The sequence below is a fragment of the Ningiella algicola genome, from assembly GCF_028401415.2.
In the GTDB taxonomy this organism is placed as follows: Bacteria; Pseudomonadota; Gammaproteobacteria; order Enterobacterales; family Alteromonadaceae; genus Glaciecola.
In genome coordinates this window covers 4251321-4270091 of record NZ_CP171821.2, presented here as the reverse complement: position 1 = coordinate 4270091, position 18771 = coordinate 4251321, and the positions used below count along the sequence as shown (strand labels likewise).

Below are 18771 nucleotides of genomic sequence, written 5' to 3'. Positions count from 1 at the left end.
GCCGAGTGAATGGCGTACAACACCCCATTAAGCGGCAAAAATTGCTCTTTATTTTTGTCCACTTGAATGGTTTGTTATGTACCGCCCTCAAAATAACAACTCAAAAAAAGTGCCAATATTAGCGATAAACAATCCGACAATTAGTCCATAGCCAAAAGCTCTATATACACGGTCATTGGCTTTTTGCCCTTCGATTTCCGCCACCATTTTATCAACAGAACCTCGTGTTTCAGTAAATTGACTGAGTTTATACTTAGTTTCTCCGTTTAATGGGACGCAGTACTGTTTGTGGTTTTTAAAGAATCTTCGTAGGTCTGATTGACTGTAACCTGTTTCTAAGGCAAGCGTAATCACGCCTATACCTTCTTTACCGGAAGATTCCAACGCTTCAAAAACTGTTCGTGCATCAATGCTCATTTAAACTTCCTGTGTTTAACTTTTCTTGAGGTATAATCGTGGTAGAGCGACCCATTACTGGGTCGACCCCACACAGATCCGGACGTGCGGAATTACCGCATCCGGCTCTTCAGTTATATATTCACTCGTGTAAAACATGACCCTAATACCAGTCAACTTCTATTACTCGCTTCCTGACGCGTAATGGCTCAATCTGAAAATAGATTAGCATCTCTTTAAAACTGCGCCAATTGTAACTTCGTCTACCACTGCGTCGGTTGAGCCATTTGTAAAGGCTATGCAATACAAATGCGCTTACTTTCGCTAGGCTGCGACTGTTATCGGGTAGTCCAAAGTAGTGGCTAAATCCCCTAAGCTTGCGCTTTAGTTGTGGCAGCCAAATGTTCAACTTCTGTGAACGCTTGGCTTTAATCCAACGATACAGCTCATTAAGGGTTGACCGCTGTTTCTTCGCTGCGGTCCGACGCCTTAAGCGGGGCTGACCACCGGTATCTTTACCCCAGTAAAATGCAAACCCCAGAAACACAAACTGACGTTTACAGCTGGGATGAAAACGACTGAAACGCATCAGTGACGTTTTCTCTTTTGCCACGTCTAAGTTAAATCTCTGTAATCGTGTGGGTAATGCCTGATAAAAGTACTCAGCGTCTTGAGCATATTGAAACGCACACACAAAATCATCTGCATAGCGTATCATCATGGCGCGACCACGCAGACTCGGCTTTACACGCTTCTCAAACCATAAGTCTAATGCGTAATGCAGATAAATGTTCGCCAGCACAGGACTGATAATTCCGCCTTGTGGACTACCACTAGTCGGCTTATTAAACGCCCCTCGAGGCTCTTTTATCCGCGCCTTTAACCATTGTTTGATTAAGCTCAGCAATGCCTTATCGTCTATGCGCTGTTTGAGCATACGCATTAGCCAGTTGTGGTCAATATTATCAAAGAACCCCTTCATATCTGCTTCCACCACATAACCATAGCCCTTAAATTGCAAGTTCAAGGTCAAACTATGCACGGCTTGATGCGCACTTTTATGCGGTCGATAACCATAGCTATGGCGTACAAAATCTTGTTCCCAAATACCTTGCAGTAATTGGCTCACACTTTGTTGCACTAACTTGTCATCTACCGTAGGTAACCCTAATGGCCTTTGCTTGCCATTCGATTTGGGGATATATACGCGCTTTATGTCATTCGCTCGGTAGCATTTCTGCTTAAGCGCCCAACTTAAGCGTCGTATATTTTCTGGCAGGCTATCCTCATACGCCGGCATCGTGATCCCGTCTATACCTGGTTTGGCCTGCTTATTGAGTTGACCCCAACTTTGATACAGTAAATCAGTATTTAGCTGTCCGTATAAATTCTGAAACCTGTGCTTGGGGTGGGTCTGTGCTTTAAATGCGATGGCGTTTAGTGTAGTTGTCATAGTGGCTCCAGCCCTACTTTGTCCGGCCTATGTGTCTGCTAAACACCTCATATAACTGTCAGCTCCTTCGCCATGTACAAGGCTTTCCCCTGCTCAGACTACTATGGGCTGATCTGACTGCCAAAGCGTCATCGGCTCACCTTGCTTTTGGCTAAGTTTACCTACCCCTTCCTTAGGGAACACCTTTGGCTCTCTCAAGTTCCTAACGCATCTCTTTATACATGCCACGGCTTGATAACTCCGCTGACTCGCCACAACCTCACCAATATCGGTTGCTTTACGTGGACTTCGGCTGCGTTACAGGCCTTGTCAGTCAGATCTTAAGTATTATCGAAGCGATACCAGCACTTCAGGGACACGTATCCCCTATGGCCTATATAATTCGCTGTCTACGCTTCACGTTACTTGTTCATTTGATTGTGTCTGCACACTGGAAAGCAATTCCCATCCTCAAACTCCGCACAACGCGCAAGACTCGCTACAGGTGGCTGGCTAAGCCTTACCCGACAGGGACTTTCACCCTGCAAGATGCATCAAGCTTGCTTGACGCACTAACACCTTACATAACCGGCGCTGGCCGCTTTTGCCAGTGTCCGGTTTATGTATTTGTTAGCAGCTCGGACTTTTAACAACCTCATAGTTTATATAATACTCGAAATTAGTAATTGAATTATCAAAGGCAAAAAAATTGGCGACACCACAATCACCACCACTTTGTAAGTTTGTTATTGTAACTTCAGCGCTACCTATAATGATTTCTGCGTTTTTTGCGCTCTTATATTGCGTCATGTTCAAAGACGATAAAATTTCATCGTTATTTAGCAATTGGATATAGTTCGGCAACTGAATATTTCCAATTTTCCTAGACGGCAATAGTCTGATTATTTCATCAGGTGGAATCGCCGCCAGAATATAGGCCTCACCAGCTTCATTTATAGTTGCTACAACTTTAGCATTGAAAGTAATCTTTCCAGAAAATTGCAGATATAAACCGTTGTCGATTGGATAAAGCGCAAAAGGACTTCCTTCTGGAATAGAGAACTCCCAATCTCCAAATCGTTCGGCACTAAGCTCGATTGAAAAAAATAAAACAACGAAAAATGCTGAATATTTCATGGCTGCTAACACCTTACATAACCGGTGATGGCCGCTCTTGCCAGCATCCGGTTAATGTATTTGTTATACGTTAATCGAAGAAACAATCTAGTCTCAGCTATCATTGTCTATACTCCTTTGACTAACTAACGATTTAAAAAACGTATCACCACTATTCTCGATACTAATCGCATTTTTCGTGAGATCTGCTAGCCTCTCATCAGACATCCAATGCGGCTTTTCATCAACTATAATTAATTCAGGGTATTTCTCTAAAATCTGAGATTTTCCATCAGCATCAATCACTCTCCAAATTCCCCCACAATCATAATCATAGGCAACTAAAAACTTAACTTTCAAAATAGCCTCGTTTACGACTTAAAGAACAACGTAATCGTGGTAGAGCGACCCATTACTGGGTCGACCCCACACAGATCCGGACGTGCGGAATTACCGCATCCGGCTCTTCAGTTATATATTCACTCGTGTAAAACATGACCCTAATACCAGTCAACTTCTATTACTCGCTTCCTGACGCGTAATGGCTCAATCTGAAAATAGATTAGCATCTCTTTAAAACTGCGCCAATTGTAACTTCGTCTACCACTGCGTCGGTTGAGCCATTTGTAAAGGCTATGCAATACAAATGCGCTTACTTTCGCTAGGCTGCGACTGTTATCGGGTAGTCCAAAGTAGTGGCTAAACCCCCTAAGCTTGCGCTTTAGTTGTGGCAGCCAAATGTTCAACTTCTGTGAACGCTTGGCTTTAATCCAGCGATACAGCTCATTAAGGGTTGACCGCTGTTTCTTCGCTGCGGTCCGACGCCTTAAGCGGGGCTGACCACCGGTATCTTTACCCCAGTAAAATGCAAACCCCAGAAACACAAACTGACGTTTACGGCTGGGATGAAAACGACTGAAACGCATCAGTGACGTTTTCTCTTTTGCCGTAAGCGATCAAAATAGACCGTTCTTCACCCACTCGTAAGCATAATTTAAGATCGCGTCATTGATAAATACAGGAGACCTATCAATGACCAGACGAACAAGTGAAGAATGGCAACGCCTCATCGACGAGCAAGCCGTTAGCGAGATGACAATCCAGCAGTTTTGTCAGTCGCGCAACATCAATCAATCTACGTTTTACCTGCAACGCAAAAAGCGCAGTGACAGTCACTTAGCGCAAGCGCCATCTCAGTGGTTGCCGATTGATACGAAGTCAATGGCCTTGCCAGAAACGCGCCAATGGCAAATTGAGCTAACGCTACCAAACGGTGTCGTGCTGAATATGAGTACCGATGGCTGATGTTGTCCTCTACCAATGCACGCATTTGGTTGTATTTGGGCATTGCCGATATGCGCAAACAGTTTGACGGCTTGGCGGCCTTGGTGAAACACCAGATGCAACTGCCTGCGCATGCAGGCGATTGGTTTGTGTTTGTGAATCGTAAACGCACGATGATGAAGGTGCTGTATTATCATCAAGGTGGGTACTGTTTGTGGTCAAAACGACTGGAGCGCGGCACCTTTGCCAAGGTGGCGGGTAACGATGGCAAACTATCGCTCAATGCCGCGCAACTGCAGTGTTTAATAGATGGTATTTATTGGCAAAAAGGCAAACAAAACAAGCGACTTAAGTAGCTGAATTTGCTATACTTCGCGGCATGAAAAGCGCCTCAACCAGTATACAAAACAGCACGCATATTCCTATCGAAGAATATGAAAAAGTGCGTGCGCAAATGGCAGCATTACAGCAACAAGTTGACTGGTTTAAACGCCAATTGTTTGGGCGCAAATCAGAAAAACACATCATCGATAATCCTGACCAAGCCAACTTGTTTGGTCAAGCTCAGGATGAAGGTTTACCGTCTGCGCCTAAAAAAGCCGTCAAAGGCTATGCGCGTTCAGTCAAGCAAAAAGATGAAAATAACGTCAATGACACTGGTCTTCGCTTTACTGATGATGTACCGACAAAAGTGATTGATGTCCCATGTCCGGAGCTTGAAGGTGAAGATGCAGATAACTATGAGGTCATTGGCGTAAAAGAAAGCCATCGCTTGGCACAATTGCCAGGTAGCTATCAAATTCTCATTTACCGCAAAAATGTACTCAAGCACAAAGACAGTGGGGATATCCAATCGCCTAAAACACCACTTAACGTACTAGAAGGCACCTATGCCGATGTGTCCTTATTAGCAGGGCTCATGGTAGATAAAGCGGTTTATCATTTACCCCTTCATCGCCAGCATCTGCGGATGTTGCAATCGGGGGTCACGCTATCACGCGCTACCCTAATTAATTATGTTAGCCAAGGGATTGATTTACTGACCCCTATCGCCAAAGCGGTGCTTGGCAATATACTGAGTGGGGGGAACATCAGTATGGATGAAACGCCGATGAAGGCGGGTCGACAATCCTCGACTCGCCGCAGCCGCACATCAAGCCAACCATCAAAAACAATGAAGCAAACGTACTTCTGGCCGATGTATGGTGAGCAAGATGAAGTGGCCTTTACCTGGTCGTCTTCTCGCGGTAAACAACATGCAATGGAGCAACTAGCAGGCTTTAACGGCACCTTGTTAAGCGATGGTTATGCGGTATATAGCCAAGTCATTGATACGCTTAATCATCAAGGTCAAACAATTACCCATGCAGCGTGCTGGGCGCACACGCGCCGCTACTTCGAAAAAGCATTGGATTATCACCCTAAAGAGGCGCAATACGCCTTGGCTGAAATACAAAAGCTATACAAGATTGAAGCGCACATACGAAAACAGGCACTTAATGCCGAGGATACCGTGCAATATCGCCTTAAACACAGTGAGCCTATCATTACTGCATTATTCAAATGGATATACGAGCAGCGCCAGAGACCTGAATTACTGCCTAAAGACCCGTTAACCAAAGCACTTGCTTATGCCTATGAGCGCCATCATGAGTTAAAAACTTACCTCACTCATGCGCAAGTCAGCATCGATACGAACCACTTGGAGAGAGCCCTGCGCGTTATCCCTATGGGAAGAAAGAATCACTTGTTCTGTTGGAGTGAACTAGGCGCAAAACAGCTTGGCGTCTTGCATACACTCACCGTGACGTGCAAATTACACAACATCAATCCGTATCACTACTTGGTGGATGTACTGCAGCGCGTCTCACAACATCCGGCAAAAGACGTTATCGATTTAACCCCTCGGCGCTGGAAAGTCCTGTTCGCAGACAAACGCCTGCGCTCAGATATAGAAAAGTAAGCACACCATGACAAATAAAGACATCAAAACCACGATAGACATCAGCCATTTATCCATTGACCAACTATATATACTCAATCAATTTGTATGTGAGCGCATAGATACCCTGCAAAAGCAGCAAGACGAAGCCGCGATTGCCATCTTACGACCTGGTATGAAAGTGCAATTTACTCATGACGGCACGACAGTCACCGGCACGTTACTTAAGAAAAACCGAAAAACGGTGTTGATTGCCAACGACAACGCAAAAACACATCACAAAGTACCGGCAGGCATAGTCAGGCATATTAGCGCTGCACCACTAGACCTAAATCAAACGGTTGTAAAGAACGGTCTAAAATGATCGCTTACCTTTTGCCACGTCTAAGTTGAATCTCTGTAATCGTGTGGGTAATGCCTGATAAAAGTACTCAGCGTCTTGAGCATATTGAAACGCACACACAAAATCATCTGCATAGCGTATCATCATGGCGCGACCACGCAGACACGGCTTTACACGCTTCTCAAACCATAAGTCTAATGCGTAATGCAGATAAATGTTCGCCAGCACAGGACTGATAATTCCGCCTTGTGGACTACCACTAGTCGGCTTATTAAACGCCCCACGAGGCTCTTTTATCCGCGCCTTTAACCATTGTTTGATTAAGCTCAGCAATGCCTTATCGTCTATGCGCTGTTTGAGCATACGCATTAGCCAGTTGTGGTCAATATTATCAAAGAACCCCTTGATATCTGCTTCCACCACATAACCATAGCCCTTAAATTGCAAGTTCAAGGTCAAACTATGCACGGCTTGATGCGCACTTTTATGCGGTCGATAACCATAGCTATGGCGTACAAAATCTTGTTCCCAAATACCTTGCAGTAATTGGCTCACACTTTGTTGCACTAACTTGTCATCTACCGTAGGTAACCCTAATGGCCTTTGCTTGCCATTCGATTTGGGGATATATACGCGCTTTATATCATTCGCTCGGTAGCATTTCTGCTTAAGCGCCCAACTTAAGCGTCGTATATTTTCTGGCAGGCTATCCTCATACGCCGGCATCGTGATCCAGTCTATACCTGGTTTGGCCTGCTTATTGAGTTGACCCCAACTTTGATACAGTAAATCAGTATTTAGCTGTCCGTATAAATTCTGAAACCTGTGCTTGGGGTGGGTCTGTGCTTTAAATGCGATGGCGTTTAGTGTAGTTGTCATAGTGGCTCCAGCCCTACTTTGTCCGGCCTATGTGTCTGCTAAACACCTCATATAACTGTCAGCTCCTTCGCCATGTACAAGGCTTTCCCCTGCTCAGACTACTATGGGCTGATCTGACTGCCAAAGCGTCATCGGCTCACCTTGCTTTTGGGCTAAGTTTACCTACCCCGTCCTTAGGGAACACCTTTGGCTCTCTCAAGTTCCTAACGCATCTCTTTATACATGCCACGGCTTGATAACTCCGCTGACTCGCCACAACCTCACCAATATCGGTTGCTTTACGTGGACTTCGGCTGTGTTACAGGCCTTGTCAGTCAGATCTTAAGTATTATCGAAGCGATACCAGCACTTCAGGGACACGTATCCCCTATGGCCTATATAATTCGCTGTCTACGCTTCACGTTACTTGTTCATTTGATTGTGTCTGCACACTGGAAAGCAATTCCCATCCTCAAACTCCGCACAACGCGCAAGACTCGCTACAGGTGGCTGGCTAAGCCTTACCCGACAGGGACTTTCACCCTGCAAGATGCATCAAGCTTGCTTGACGCACTAACACTAAGCTAAGGGGCGCTTGCGCGCGGGGCATAATAACGAAGTTGCCCCGTGTGTAAGCGTCCCAGTGACCGAAGGGAACGCCTTAAGCGCTTTGTTAACTGTCATTCCTAATTAGTCCTAGGAATAGCGACGACAGGCAATGTGAAAGATTCATTGAATTGCTGTTGGGGTGCTACAGCAACTTGTATTACTTGTTTATTTGAGTCTAAAAGTGAAATTCGATAATTGATGCCAACAACTTCGTTTACAAAGTAATACTTTTCACCTTCAGTTAGGTCAACATGGAATGAAGCTAAAGCAAAGTGATCGTTACCTCTTCTAGCTCGCATGACAACTTCCGATTTACCAGCAGGTAAAATGAAGTTTTCGAAAGTCCAATATCCCCACCCATTCACGGGTAAGTCATTAACCCACATCAAATCCATATCCTCTTGAGCAACAATATTTGCGTGAGGATCTTTTTCTGTAGGGGCTTTCCAGTGATTAGTAGTCATTGCATTACAACCGCCTAATAATAACAGGATTGTAACTAATATAACCTTCATTGATTGAATCTCCTTTTTGGCAGTTAACACCCAATTAACGGGCAGACGCATGGCGCGATAATGGCGAAGCCGCGCCATGTGACTGTCCCAGCGACCGACGGGAGTGCGTTGAATTTTTTGTTAGGTGTAATTTTCAATTAGTCCTTCCAGTCTATCTTGTAAAACCGACTTAAACGCCTTTATTTCAAAATACCCTAAAATTATACGCTCGCTAAGCTCTAACTCCACTGAATCACTATTTATTATTTTTACAGTTACGTTAAAGCCTACTTTTTTATAGTGCTTAGGATCTGCAGACCTCCCAAAGACGATTCCAACGGCGCGTAAATCAGAAAAAAAATTACCCGGTACTCTAAATATTGATTCGTTTTGTGCTTCACCTTTAAGTTTAAAATTCGTATTTAAAACTTTTAAAAAATCATTAGTGGATCTAGACAACTTAATCGTTTTTACAACCTTCGCTTTAGGAGCTAATAAATCTAGCATAATTGATATCACTGTTTTACACCTAACGCAAAGCTAACGGGCACAAATGCAGCGCTATAATGCCGAAGGCGCGCTGCGTTTGTGTCCCAGTGACCGAAGGGAACGAGTTTAGCGCCTTGTTAGGTGCCACTGCCAGCACTCCCCAAAAGTATAATCTCGATTTCTTTTAGGTTAACAATTTCTTTTCCACCAGAATCTTTGCGCATTAGCGAGAATACTTTTGCGAAAGACTCTTTTTGTTTTTGGGTTTCAAAAACTCCGCCTAAAGCCAAAAACTCTGAGTAAGCTGTAACGACTTCGTTTGAGCCGTACAGACAAATTCTAGCTTTAGCATCTGCAATTTTAGAATAAATATTTTTTTGTTCGACACTACCTGATTCGTAATTGTGTGATGCGTCTTCGGAAATGGCTTTTAGATAATCAGAATACGCTTTGGACTTTAACTCTTTTGCATGCTTTAAGGTTTCTACATGCTTAGTAAAAAAATATTGAAGCGTTGCACCAACGATTACACTTAAAAAGGCCAATAAGCCGACTGTCAATTTAATATCCATAGATAAAAATTCCTCCGTGGCACCTAACACCTTGGATAAGCAGCGGAATACCGCTCTTGTATTACGTCCGTCTTAATCCTTTTGTTAGGTGCGCTCATAAATCTTCCAATGCCTTTCTAACACTTTCGTAATTTGGCGGAAACCGACACCCACCTGAAGAGTTGGTGTTCAATTTTTCTGATTTAATATAAAGAACAAACGACAAACCGTCACAAATAAGTGGGGTGTTACTCTCTGGATACTCCGGCTTCCATTCTTGAACACCTAATTCTATTAGTTGCTCAATTAAGTTTTGCTGCGCTTTGATGTCTAAAACAAGAGCTCTAAGTTTAGGTGTGCTAGGTATCCAATTGGATTCGTTATCAAGTTTAAAGTGATCGTCAATGTAAACATATTGATTATCTTTAATGTAAATCTCGTGCCGATACTGACCCAAGAAATGAGACTCTCTAAAAACAATCTCAATAGCTTCTGAGACTGCTGGCCAGAAAAGTGCGAATAAAACTAAAATCCTAATATTCACCATTGAGCACCTAACGCCCAACTTAGGGGCAATAACACGCAGGCTAAAATTGGAGCGAAGCGACTGAGCCTGCGTGTTATTGTCCCAGTGAGCGCCAGCGAACGACTACAGTTTTTTGTTAGGCTTTTCGCTTTGTATAAATTAACAACAAAACAATAGAGGCTAAAGTGTGTGAGATTGAAGCCGCCGTAAAAAGAATATCTGGATTAAAAAGCACAGTTTCCAGATTTTTAATGTAACTATACATATACAGTATTGCGCTAACTCCAGATAGGCAAGATATTGCAAGTATCAGGCTTGAACTCATTTTTGCATCCAAAACTTCATTTCTTCCAATTTTTTTACAAAGTTGAAACTGTCGATAATAAATATAAAAAATAAGTGCGCTCACCAATAAGGAAGGAATAATAAATATTGGAGATAGGATTGAAAAAGCAGTAGCCATAGCACAAATAAAGGCTGCAATAGCTGCCGGAAAAAATAATAAAATACTTAATAAAATAGCTATTATCGACATAGAGCCTAACACCACGTTAAGCGGCGAAAATCGTTTTTTATTTTTGTCCGCTTCAACGTTTTGTTATGCATCGGTGTTTAAAAAAGCAATGTTACATCTCACTGCTTCATCGATATTTTTATTTGAACATTCTGCTAATGGGTGTTCGCGTAAAAAATCCAAAATAACCTGATTAGTCTTTATAGCAAAATTATCAGTTCCATAAACATCACCGAAAACACCTTTGAGTCGGACGTCGTCGTTGTACATTAGCAATAGAGCGTAACGCAATTGACGTTTTGCAGTTTCAGGTGAATTGAGCAACTGCTCATATAAGTGTTTAAGCACCATTGCTTCCTCCCATCTATCATTTACCAAATTTGATTGAGCGATCAAATTTGCATTTAATTCATCTGTTTTGAGCTGCTTGTCCGTTATAAAACCAAGGCCATATGATAAAAGTCCTACGATGACAATTAATGTAACTGTGAGTTTCTTGCTCAAAAAGCCTCCTTAGATGCATAACGCCTGTTTAACGAGTGACCAGATTATGGCGTGGTGGTTGCGAAAGCAAGCAGCATGACATGAGCTGGGCATCTCTGTTCAAACTCTTGTTAGGTTTCCCCTCCTCCGATCTCTGGTGAAGGCATTAACGCAAAAAATCTCTCGCATCTTTCTTCAATTTCATCAATTGAATCGTGACGAAAAACCTCAGTGTAAATGCGTTCACATCCTTGCGTAATAGAGTCAATAGCAGTTTTTTCCCAAAGAAGCTTGCATGGCCATGAATTTATAACAGTTGAGAAAGGAGCAGCGGTTTTGTGTGACCTTAATCTCTCATCTAAGTTGGTGGCAAATCCAAGTTTGAATCGTCCTTTATCGTGCTCCGGTTCCAGTTGGATTAAATAAAAAACACCCGATGTTGCAGACTCAAAGCTCACTTCTGGAGTGGAGCTATTTGCCTGAGAACTGGTTAAAAGATGTTCTTTGATACGTTCGAGATCGTCGATGCTAATGTATGTAATGGTTTGGCCGCGAGCGCCCGAACTTTTTTGCATTACTTTTTCAATTTTTAGTCGATTGACTAATTTGAATATGTATTGTTTCTGTCGTCCCAACTCTTCTGCGACTTGAATAATTGAAATTAGCTTTTGGCTCATTTGTTAAACAACCCGCGACCTTGATTGGAAACCTAACAATTTATTAGCGAGCATTTACAATAAATACCATACGACATTTTCGTATCTCACATTCTCATTTAATGTTAGTTATTGTTTTACTTCTTATTTCTAAAACTATCAAGCACGATTGTTAATATCTGGCCTATGTGTTTAGCGAGCATGCTTTTAGCGTGCCGCTTGATAAAAATCAGATTTTAGTAAAGGCCAATAATTTCAATAACATTAAAGTGGCTGGAGCTGTATTTTGCAAGAAGTCAGACGAGTTATAACGAGAACAGAATGAATTGTAAACGCTGGGATTGAGTAGGAGGAGAGTTTACACTCTCCGTCCTCTCACACCACCGGACGTACGGTTCCGTATCACGGCGGTTCATGTTAAATACTTGAGACGATGATAATAGTCCATTAATGATATTAAACCTAGGCTGTCGAAGAACTTTTTAGGTAGTGCTTGATTCATGTGAGAAGCCCCTGAGTTGAACCAAGGTCCTCTGCCATTCGTCGCGCTTGTCGCCGCCCTCGCTTCATCAATACCCAATGCGATTAGTCTCTTAATGCGTGTGTGAACACGTTTCCATTGACGCCATAAAATCTTGCGTAGATGTCGGCGAAGCCAGCCATCCAAGTCAAGAAGTACCTTTTTGACGTCTATATGTCGGAAGTAAGTTATCCAGCCTCGCAGTTTCAGGTTCAGTTTTTCCACCGTACGGTGAATTGACCATCCTCTTGCACTGCGCAGTGTATGTTTTACGTCCTTTTTAAAACGCATTTGCACCGCAGGCGCTATTCGCAATCGAACATTTTGCTTGCGATGACAGACACTATACCCCAAGAACTTTCGTTGCCACGGTCGACCCACATCACTTTTCTCTTTGTTCACCTTTAATTTTAAGGTGCTCTCTAAGAAACTCGTCACGCTTTTCAATACACGATGTCCTGCACGCTCGCTTTTGACGTAGATATTACAGTCATCAGCATAGCGACAGAACTTATGCCCTCGGCGCTCAAGCTCTCTATCTAAGTCGGTCAATATGATGTTCGACAGTAACGGCGATAATGGTCCACCTTGAGGTGTCCCCATCACCCGTTGACTGGTTTTGTCATTCTGTGACACACCTGCCCTCAGATAAGCACGAATGAGTTTAAGCACCGCTTTATCCTTGACATGGCGCGCTATTCTCGACATCAATATGTCGTGATTAACATTGTCGAAGAACTTCTCCAAGTCGATATCGACCACCCATCTATAACCTTCCTCGATATAGGCTCGCGCTTGTTGAACAGCTTGCCCTGCATCGCGATGCGGCCTAAATCCATAACTATTCTCTGAGAACTGCTCCTCAAATATAGGACTTAATACCTGATGTATCGCTTGCTGAATCAATCTGTCCAACACCGTTGGGATGCCTAATTCGCGTTGCCCACCGCCTGCTTTAGGAATACTCACCTTAAGCACCGCTTGTGGACAATAACGCCCTGCCAATAAATCGGCTTTGTGGTCTTGCCAGCGTGTTTGCAGATACGCTTTAAGCGCATCTACACTCATACCGTCAACTCCTGCCGCCCCTTTATTGCGCATAACTCGCTGATAAGCACCTTGCATATTAGGTCTTGATAGTATCTTTTCGAGTAAGGTCATCGTCTCCTCATGAGAGTAAATCCTTGTGCGCCGCGTGGCTTGAAGCCTTATTCACCTACTCTTGCAGATACTGTCTGCACCCCTTGGCGATAATCAGCTATATCTCAGTAGCTGTTTCTGCTCCTTCTACCCTCATCGAGCACTTGGCTCTCAAACCATTTAACATGTTCAGCCCTTCAGTTGACGGCAATCAACCTACTATGGCCTCGGCTGACTTCTGTTTACCCATCTCAATACCTCTCGATATTAATAGCCAGTGGCAGATAAACAGACCTCCCAAGGTAATGCGCGTGACCTTCACACTTATGCCCGCCGTATCTACGTCCGCAGTTTCTGGACAAGTATTGGGCTTTGAAGATAATGGCCTTCTCACCCACTGCGACCGCCTCATATACGATTCCTGTTCGTCAGGCCAGTGCTTTGCTTTCGGCTTTCTTCAGATTTCACCTCACGATGAACACCCTTGCCGTTCAGCTAATTATTCCCCTTGTCGGGCTAATAGTGGACTTTCACCACCAAGTCATCTGATCGCCACCATGCGTATCAGAACAGCACCATTAAGGCGCTACGCGCCATACTTGGCGCACCATACAAAAAGGCCGCTCAATGAGCGGCCTTTTCAATGTGGTTTGAAATACTAGATTAGTCTAGGATTTTCGCTACAACGCCAGCACCTACGGTACGGCCACCCTCACGGATTGCGAAGCGTAAACCTTCGTCCATCGCGATAGGAGCAATTAGCTCAACTTTAAATTTCAAGTTGTCGCCAGGCATCACCATTTCTACGCCTTCTGGTAGCTCAACAGCACCGGTTACGTCAGTTGTACGGAAGTAAAACTGTGGACGATAACCTTTGAAGAATGGCGTATGACGGCCACCTTCGTCTTTGCTTAGTACATATACTTCAGCTTCAAACTTAGTGTGTGGGTTGATTGAACCAGGCTTAGCCAATACTTGACCACGCTCTACTTCTTCACGCTTAGTACCACGTAGTAGTACACCCACGTTCTCGCCCGCACGACCTTCGTCTAGCAGCTTACGGAACATTTCAACACCAGTACAGGTTGTTTTTGTGGTTTCTTTGATACCAACAATCTCAACTTCTTCGCCAACTTTTACAATACCTTGCTCAACACGACCGGTAACAACTGTACCACGGCCTGAAATTGAGAATACATCTTCAATTGGAAGGATGAACGGCTTGTCGATGTCACGCTCTGGCTCTGGGATGTATGAGTCTAGTGCTTCGCCTAGCTCAACAATTTTCTTTTCCCACTCAGCGTCGCCTTCAAGGGCTTTAAGTGCTGAGCCTTGAATTACCGGTAAGTCATCACCTGGGAATTCATACTCTGAAAGTAGCTCACGCACTTCCATTTCAACTAGCTCAAGTAGCTCTTCATCATCTACCATGTCGCATTTGTTCATGAAGACAATCATGTAAGGTACGCCAACCTGACGACCTAGCAAGATGTGCTCGCGCGTTTGCGGCATAGGGCCGTCAGTGGCAGCAACAACCAGGATCGCGCCGTCCATTTGGGCAGCACCGGTGATCATGTTTTTAACGTAATCAGCGTGTCCTGGGCAATCTACGTGTGCGTAGTGACGAGTCGGTGTATCGTACTCAACGTGAGACGTTGCGATAGTGATACCACGCTCGCGCTCTTCAGGCGCATTATCGATTTGGTCGAATGCTTGCGCGCTACCACCGTAAGTCTTTGCTAGTACTGTAGTGATTGCCGCGGTTAGCGTCGTTTTACCGTGGTCAACGTGGCCGATTGTACCTACGTTTACGTGCGGTTTCGTACGTTCAAACTTTTCTTTTGCCATTTCTATTTTCCCAGCAAAGTTAATTAAAATTATTCAGATGTCAGAGAATGGTGCTGATAGGCAGATTTGAACTGCCGACCTCACCCTTACCAAGGGTGCGCTCTACCAACTGAGCTATATCAGCGAATTGGATGGAGCGGGCAGCGGGAATCGAACCCGCATCATCAGCTTGGAAGGCTGAGGTAATAGCCATTATACGATGCCCGCATTCCTTAATTCTCTGGCCACCTCATAAAAAGTGGTGGAGGGGGCAGGATTCGAACCTGCGAAGGCTGAGCCGTCAGATTTACAGTCTGATCCCGTTGACCGCTTGGGTACCCCTCCTGAGATTGATGGTGCCGACTGCCGGAGTCGAACTGGCGACCTACTGATTACAAGTCAGTTGCTCTACCAACTGAGCTAAGTCGGCACTGCATCAAGTGGGTGCGCATTCTAGAGTAAGCTTATGCTCATGGCAAGAGACAAATCGCAAAAAATGAGTTTTTTTAGGTAAAAAAAATAGTCCCTTAAAAAAAGCCGGATTTCCATCATTATAAAAGGCTAGCTATAGTACGGTGTTGAAGTACATTCTATTAAGATAAGCGACTGATTTTATGATCTAATTCTCATTTTCAAACGATAGTCGCGCTAAGCCCGCTAAGACCAAATTGCTGTGCTGATAAACCGGTACTACAACTTGCTCTGAAATTATTGGGGCCAGAAGATCGCTATCGCCACCGCTGATCACAATGCAATAATGCTCAGTGTGCGCTCGCATGATACGACTTGCTTGTACAACCATGCCGCACAATTGTGCAAACGCGCCGTTGGCAACACACGCTGGCGTATCATTGCCTAATGCGAGTCGGGCTACGTTATTTTCGTTATCCTTATCCTCAAAATCAAACACTCGCTTTGCTCGGCTGGTAATGGCCTCTCTCAACAGGCCCAATCCAGGGGCTATCCAGCCTCCTAAGTGGTTTTTATCAAGCAATAGGTCGCACGTTATAGCTGTACCGGCATCTACAATGATTATACCTTGGGCGGCATTGCGAGCGTCATTTTCTGCCATTTTATTGATGTAGCTGAACAAGGTATCCGCTGCAATCATCGCCAACCAGCGATCACTTCCCATATTAGCAACAACTGCATAGCTATTGTGGAGTCCACACTGCTGTTTTTGACTTCTTGCTACATGAACTTCAAACCCGAGTTGCTTAATGCTGTTGGTGACAAGCTGAGTTTTTTCATCATCTTGAACACTACACAAATACACCAAGACCTTACCCTCGATAGCTTCCTTGTTAAGCACTTCAACTCCGCCTTCTTTCAAATGTGCAGCTAAGAGTTGTCCAATATTGTCGTGCACGATTTGTGCTAGGGTGTGATCATCATACGCAATCGCTTTTACCTGCAAGCTTTTTAGCACTTCCTGCGCAGAGGATTGTTCAGGCAATAAAGTAAGCCATGCATACTTGAGCTTTGTATTCCCTAAATCAAGCAATAAGCTACGCTGGCCTAACACTTATCTCACCTCCGTAATATGCTTTCACTGTGCCATCTACTTCTAATAACAATGCGCCACTTTCATCTATTCCGCGGGCAATTCCAGCGGTAGTAAATCGACCTGAAACTAAGTTTACGTTCCGGTCAGCAAACAAATCCGCTTCTTTCCATTCGTCTAGAAACGCAGATAAACCTTCTTGTTCAAACAGCGGTAAGATACGCCACAGTTCCTCTATTAAAGTGGCTGCTATGTGATTTCGATCTAATACCAAATTGGTGGACTTAGATATGCTTGATAAGTCAGTGAAGGCTTGATCAATATCTTGTACGCCTTCTGGCAAATTAACATTGACGCCAATCCCTATAATAGCATCACTGGCCTCGCCCAACTGCCCCTCTACTTCTACCAAAATGCCTGCTAATTTTTTATTGTCAAAGTAAACATCGTTCGGCCACTTTAACTTGCACTCGGGCAAACCTAGCTGGATGAGCGCGCGCTTGAGCCCGATACCAATCAGTAGTGATAACCCAGACATTGCCTGATATCCGCTATCAAATCGCCACAGCATGGTCAGATATAGACTCGCGCCGAAGGGCGATACCCATTTTCGACCGCGCCTGCCGCGCCCCTGAGTTTGCGCTTCGGCTAAAATAGTACTGCCTTGACTAAGCTGTGCTTGACCTTGTGTGTCGCCGAAATTATCCGCGGCTAAACGTTCTTTCATTAAATCATTGGTCGAGCCAACAATATTATGCACAACAATCTGTGCATCTTTTTTGTTCGATATGCGCGCAACAATGAGGTCGCGATCAAGCATACTCAGCGCTTGAGACAGTTTGTAACCACGCCCTTTTACACTGAATATGTCCAGACCAAGATCGTTAAGTGCTTTAATATGATTGCATACAGAGCTTCGAGTTATGTGAAGTGTGCGTGATATCGCTTCACCCGACACAAACTTTTCATCGCTTAGCAAAGCAACAATTTTGGTGCGCGTATCGTTAGCACGCTGTTTGGCTAGCGAAGTCACTTAAAGGTTAACCAATCCGTTTGCACCGATTAGTCGGACTTCGTTTTCAAGGATGATCCCAAATTCATTCTCCACTGCGCCTTTTATTTGCCTTGCTAACGCGAGTAAGTCTTCGCCTTTGCCTCCATTTGAGCGACTTGCATGATTCACCAATACCAAAGCTTGATGCTCATGACATCCAATATCGCCAATGGTTTTGCCTTTGTAGCCGAGTTGGTCGATTAACCACGCAGCGGGCACTTTTACGCGATTATCAGGCACATTGTAGTGTGGAATGTCCGCAAATTTGGATTGCAAGCTCAGAAATTCTGGAATCCCAAGCGTTGGATTCTTAAAAAAACTACCGGCATTGCCAAGCGTCGCTGGGTCTGGCAATTTACTCTGACGCACTTCAATCACTTTGTTAAATACATCTTTCGGGCTCACATGGCCATTTTGGATAAGCTGTGCAAGCGGGCCGTAATCGGTCACTAGTACATGAGCCTTGGGGAGCACAAAATTGACCATGGTGATGATGCGTTTACCCGGGGATTGTTTAAATCGGCTCTCTCGATAAGCAAACTCGCACTCTTTGTGATTAAAATACCCCATCATTTCACTATGCGTATCAAAGAATTCAACGCTATGAATGAATTTTTCAATTTCTACGCCATACGCACCAATATTTTGAATAGGGCAAGCGCCCACCGTTCCGGGGATCAATGCGAGGTTTTCAAAGCCGTAAATGCCCTTTTCCATGCATAAACACACTAAATCATGCCAATTTTCGCCCGATGCAACACTTAAAAAATAGCGCTCATCGTCTTCGCTGATCTGAATCCCTTTGAGCTGATTTTGGATAACAATGCCATCAAAATCTTCTACAAACACCGTGTTGCTGCCTTCGCCAATAAATAGCAAAGCCTTATCTTTACAAGCTTGTACGGCATTGAGCAAACTATCCACTGAATCTACAGTCATAATCTTCAGGCAGCTAGCGGGTAAGCCGAAAGTGTGAAGGGCGCTCAAAGAATTCAAAATTTTATTAACCGACGCTTTATCATTTGACGTATGT

At 44.1% G+C, this 18771-nt stretch carries 23 protein-coding genes and 4 tRNA genes; 5 read left to right on the top strand and 22 right to left on the bottom strand.

Annotated elements, in window-relative coordinates:
• Positions 1–87: 87 nt before the first annotated feature.
• The 5 genes from PN836_RS18585 to PN836_RS18565 form a co-directional block, all read right to left on the bottom strand.
• Positions 88–417, bottom strand: coding sequence for a hypothetical protein (locus PN836_RS18585; protein WP_395341227.1), 330 nt, complete (start codon positions 415–417; stop codon positions 88–90).
• Positions 418–559: 142 nt separating this feature from the next.
• Positions 560–1849 carry a group II intron reverse transcriptase/maturase gene (gene ltrA / locus PN836_RS18580; RefSeq protein WP_395341225.1) on the bottom strand — a complete coding sequence of 430 codons (1290 nt, stop codon included), beginning with the start codon at positions 1847–1849 and terminating at the stop codon, positions 560–562.
• Positions 1850–2458: 609 nt separating this feature from the next.
• Positions 2459–2965: a hypothetical protein gene (locus PN836_RS18575; RefSeq protein WP_395341222.1), complete on the bottom strand. Its 507-nt coding sequence runs from the start codon at positions 2963–2965 to the stop codon at positions 2459–2461.
• Positions 2966–3058: 93 nt separating this feature from the next.
• Complete coding sequence (locus tag PN836_RS18570) at positions 3059–3304, bottom strand: hypothetical protein (protein ID WP_395341219.1); 246 nt, start codon at positions 3302–3304, stop codon at positions 3059–3061.
• A 140-nt stretch (positions 3305–3444) separates the two neighbouring features.
• Positions 3445–3870 carry a group II intron maturase-specific domain-containing protein gene (locus PN836_RS18565; RefSeq protein WP_395341217.1) on the bottom strand — a complete coding sequence of 142 codons (426 nt, stop codon included), beginning with the start codon at positions 3868–3870 and terminating at the stop codon, positions 3445–3447.
• Positions 3871–3976: 106 nt separating this feature from the next.
• On the opposite strand from PN836_RS18565, the gene tnpA reads away from it, so the two are divergent.
• Genes tnpA through PN836_RS18545 form a run of 4 tightly spaced genes read left to right on the top strand, consistent with a single transcriptional unit; the run spans position 3977 to position 6534 of the window.
• Positions 3977–4249, top strand: coding sequence for an IS66 family insertion sequence element accessory protein TnpA (tnpA, locus tag PN836_RS18560; protein ID WP_395341213.1), 273 nt, complete (start codon positions 3977–3979; stop codon positions 4247–4249).
• Entirely contained in the window at positions 4249–4584 is a 336-nt protein-coding gene (gene tnpB, locus PN836_RS18555) for an IS66 family insertion sequence element accessory protein TnpB (protein ID WP_395338414.1), read from the top strand. Before tnpA ends, tnpB begins: the two co-directional genes overlap by 1 nt.
• Before the next feature lie 23 nt (positions 4585–4607).
• The gene (tnpC, locus tag PN836_RS18550) at positions 4608–6191 is read left to right on the top strand and encodes an IS66 family transposase (RefSeq protein ID WP_395341210.1); all 1584 of its coding nucleotides are present in this window, start codon (positions 4608–4610) and stop codon (positions 6189–6191) included.
• A gap of 7 nt (positions 6192–6198) precedes the next feature.
• Positions 6199–6534 carry a hypothetical protein gene (locus PN836_RS18545; protein ID WP_395338410.1) on the top strand — a complete coding sequence of 112 codons (336 nt, stop codon included), beginning with the start codon at positions 6199–6201 and terminating at the stop codon, positions 6532–6534.
• Here the strand turns inward: PN836_RS18545 and PN836_RS18540 are convergent.
• From PN836_RS18540 to ltrA (PN836_RS18500), 9 genes are all read right to left on the bottom strand, one after another.
• Positions 6526–7392, bottom strand: a complete 867-nt coding sequence (locus PN836_RS18540) for a reverse transcriptase domain-containing protein (RefSeq protein ID WP_395341208.1) — start codon at positions 7390–7392, stop codon at positions 6526–6528. The two genes, PN836_RS18545 and PN836_RS18540, sit on opposite strands and share 9 nt — an antisense overlap.
• Positions 7393–8057: 665 nt before the next feature.
• Positions 8058–8495: a hypothetical protein gene (locus PN836_RS18535; protein WP_395341206.1), complete on the bottom strand. Its 438-nt coding sequence runs from the start codon at positions 8493–8495 to the stop codon at positions 8058–8060.
• A 120-nt stretch (positions 8496–8615) separates the two neighbouring features.
• Positions 8616–8981: a hypothetical protein gene (locus PN836_RS18530; RefSeq protein WP_395341204.1), complete on the bottom strand. Its 366-nt coding sequence runs from the start codon at positions 8979–8981 to the stop codon at positions 8616–8618.
• A gap of 119 nt (positions 8982–9100) precedes the next feature.
• Positions 9101–9535, bottom strand: coding sequence for a hypothetical protein (locus PN836_RS18525; protein ID WP_395341201.1), 435 nt, complete (start codon positions 9533–9535; stop codon positions 9101–9103).
• A gap of 94 nt (positions 9536–9629) precedes the next feature.
• Positions 9630–10061, bottom strand: a complete 432-nt coding sequence (locus tag PN836_RS18520) for a hypothetical protein (protein WP_395341198.1) — start codon at positions 10059–10061, stop codon at positions 9630–9632.
• Positions 10062–10176: 115 nt separating this feature from the next.
• A complete protein-coding gene (locus PN836_RS18515) occupies positions 10177–10575 on the bottom strand; it encodes a hypothetical protein (protein WP_395341195.1) in 399 nt (132 codons plus the stop codon).
• Between the two features lie 63 nt (positions 10576–10638).
• A complete protein-coding gene (locus PN836_RS18510; RefSeq protein ID WP_395341193.1) occupies positions 10639–11058 on the bottom strand; it encodes a hypothetical protein in 420 nt (139 codons plus the stop codon).
• 110 nt (positions 11059–11168) lie between these two features.
• Complete coding sequence (locus tag PN836_RS18505) at positions 11169–11714, bottom strand: hypothetical protein (protein ID WP_395341191.1); 546 nt, start codon at positions 11712–11714, stop codon at positions 11169–11171.
• Between the two features lie 391 nt (positions 11715–12105).
• Positions 12106–13374 (bottom strand): group II intron reverse transcriptase/maturase, encoded by a 1269-nt coding sequence (gene ltrA / locus PN836_RS18500; RefSeq protein ID WP_395341189.1) that lies wholly within the window; start codon positions 13372–13374, stop codon positions 12106–12108.
• Positions 13375–13538: 164 nt separating this feature from the next.
• Between ltrA (PN836_RS18500) and PN836_RS18495 the strand changes: the two genes are divergently transcribed.
• On the top strand, positions 13539–14015 hold the full coding sequence (locus tag PN836_RS18495; RefSeq protein ID WP_395341186.1) for a hypothetical protein: 477 nt from the start codon (positions 13539–13541) through the stop codon (positions 14013–14015).
• A 1-nt stretch (position 14016) separates the two neighbouring features.
• Here PN836_RS18495 and tuf read toward each other — a convergent pair whose 3' ends face one another.
• The 8 genes from tuf to murB form a co-directional block, all read right to left on the bottom strand.
• Positions 14017–15201, bottom strand: a complete 1185-nt coding sequence (tuf, locus tag PN836_RS18490) for an elongation factor Tu (protein ID WP_395341183.1) — start codon at positions 15199–15201, stop codon at positions 14017–14019.
• Positions 15202–15249: 48 nt separating this feature from the next.
• Positions 15250–15325, bottom strand: a tRNA-Thr gene (locus PN836_RS18485).
• 8 nt (positions 15326–15333) lie between these two features.
• A tRNA-Gly gene (locus PN836_RS18480) sits at positions 15334–15408 on the bottom strand.
• A 32-nt stretch (positions 15409–15440) separates the two neighbouring features.
• Positions 15441–15525: transfer RNA gene (locus PN836_RS18475), tRNA-Tyr, on the bottom strand.
• Between the two features lie 9 nt (positions 15526–15534).
• Positions 15535–15610: transfer RNA gene (locus PN836_RS18470), tRNA-Thr, on the bottom strand.
• 189 nt (positions 15611–15799) lie between these two features.
• Complete coding sequence (locus PN836_RS18465; RefSeq protein WP_395341180.1) at positions 15800–16705, bottom strand: type III pantothenate kinase; 906 nt, start codon at positions 16703–16705, stop codon at positions 15800–15802.
• On the bottom strand, positions 16689–17717 hold the full coding sequence (gene birA, locus PN836_RS18460; RefSeq protein WP_395341177.1) for a bifunctional biotin--[acetyl-CoA-carboxylase] ligase/biotin operon repressor BirA: 1029 nt from the start codon (positions 17715–17717) through the stop codon (positions 16689–16691). The genes PN836_RS18465 and birA overlap by 17 nt, the downstream gene beginning before the upstream one ends.
• Entirely contained in the window at positions 17718–18677 is a 960-nt protein-coding gene (murB, locus tag PN836_RS18455; protein ID WP_395341174.1) for a UDP-N-acetylmuramate dehydrogenase, read from the bottom strand.
• Between the last annotated feature and the right edge of the window lie 94 nt (positions 18678–18771).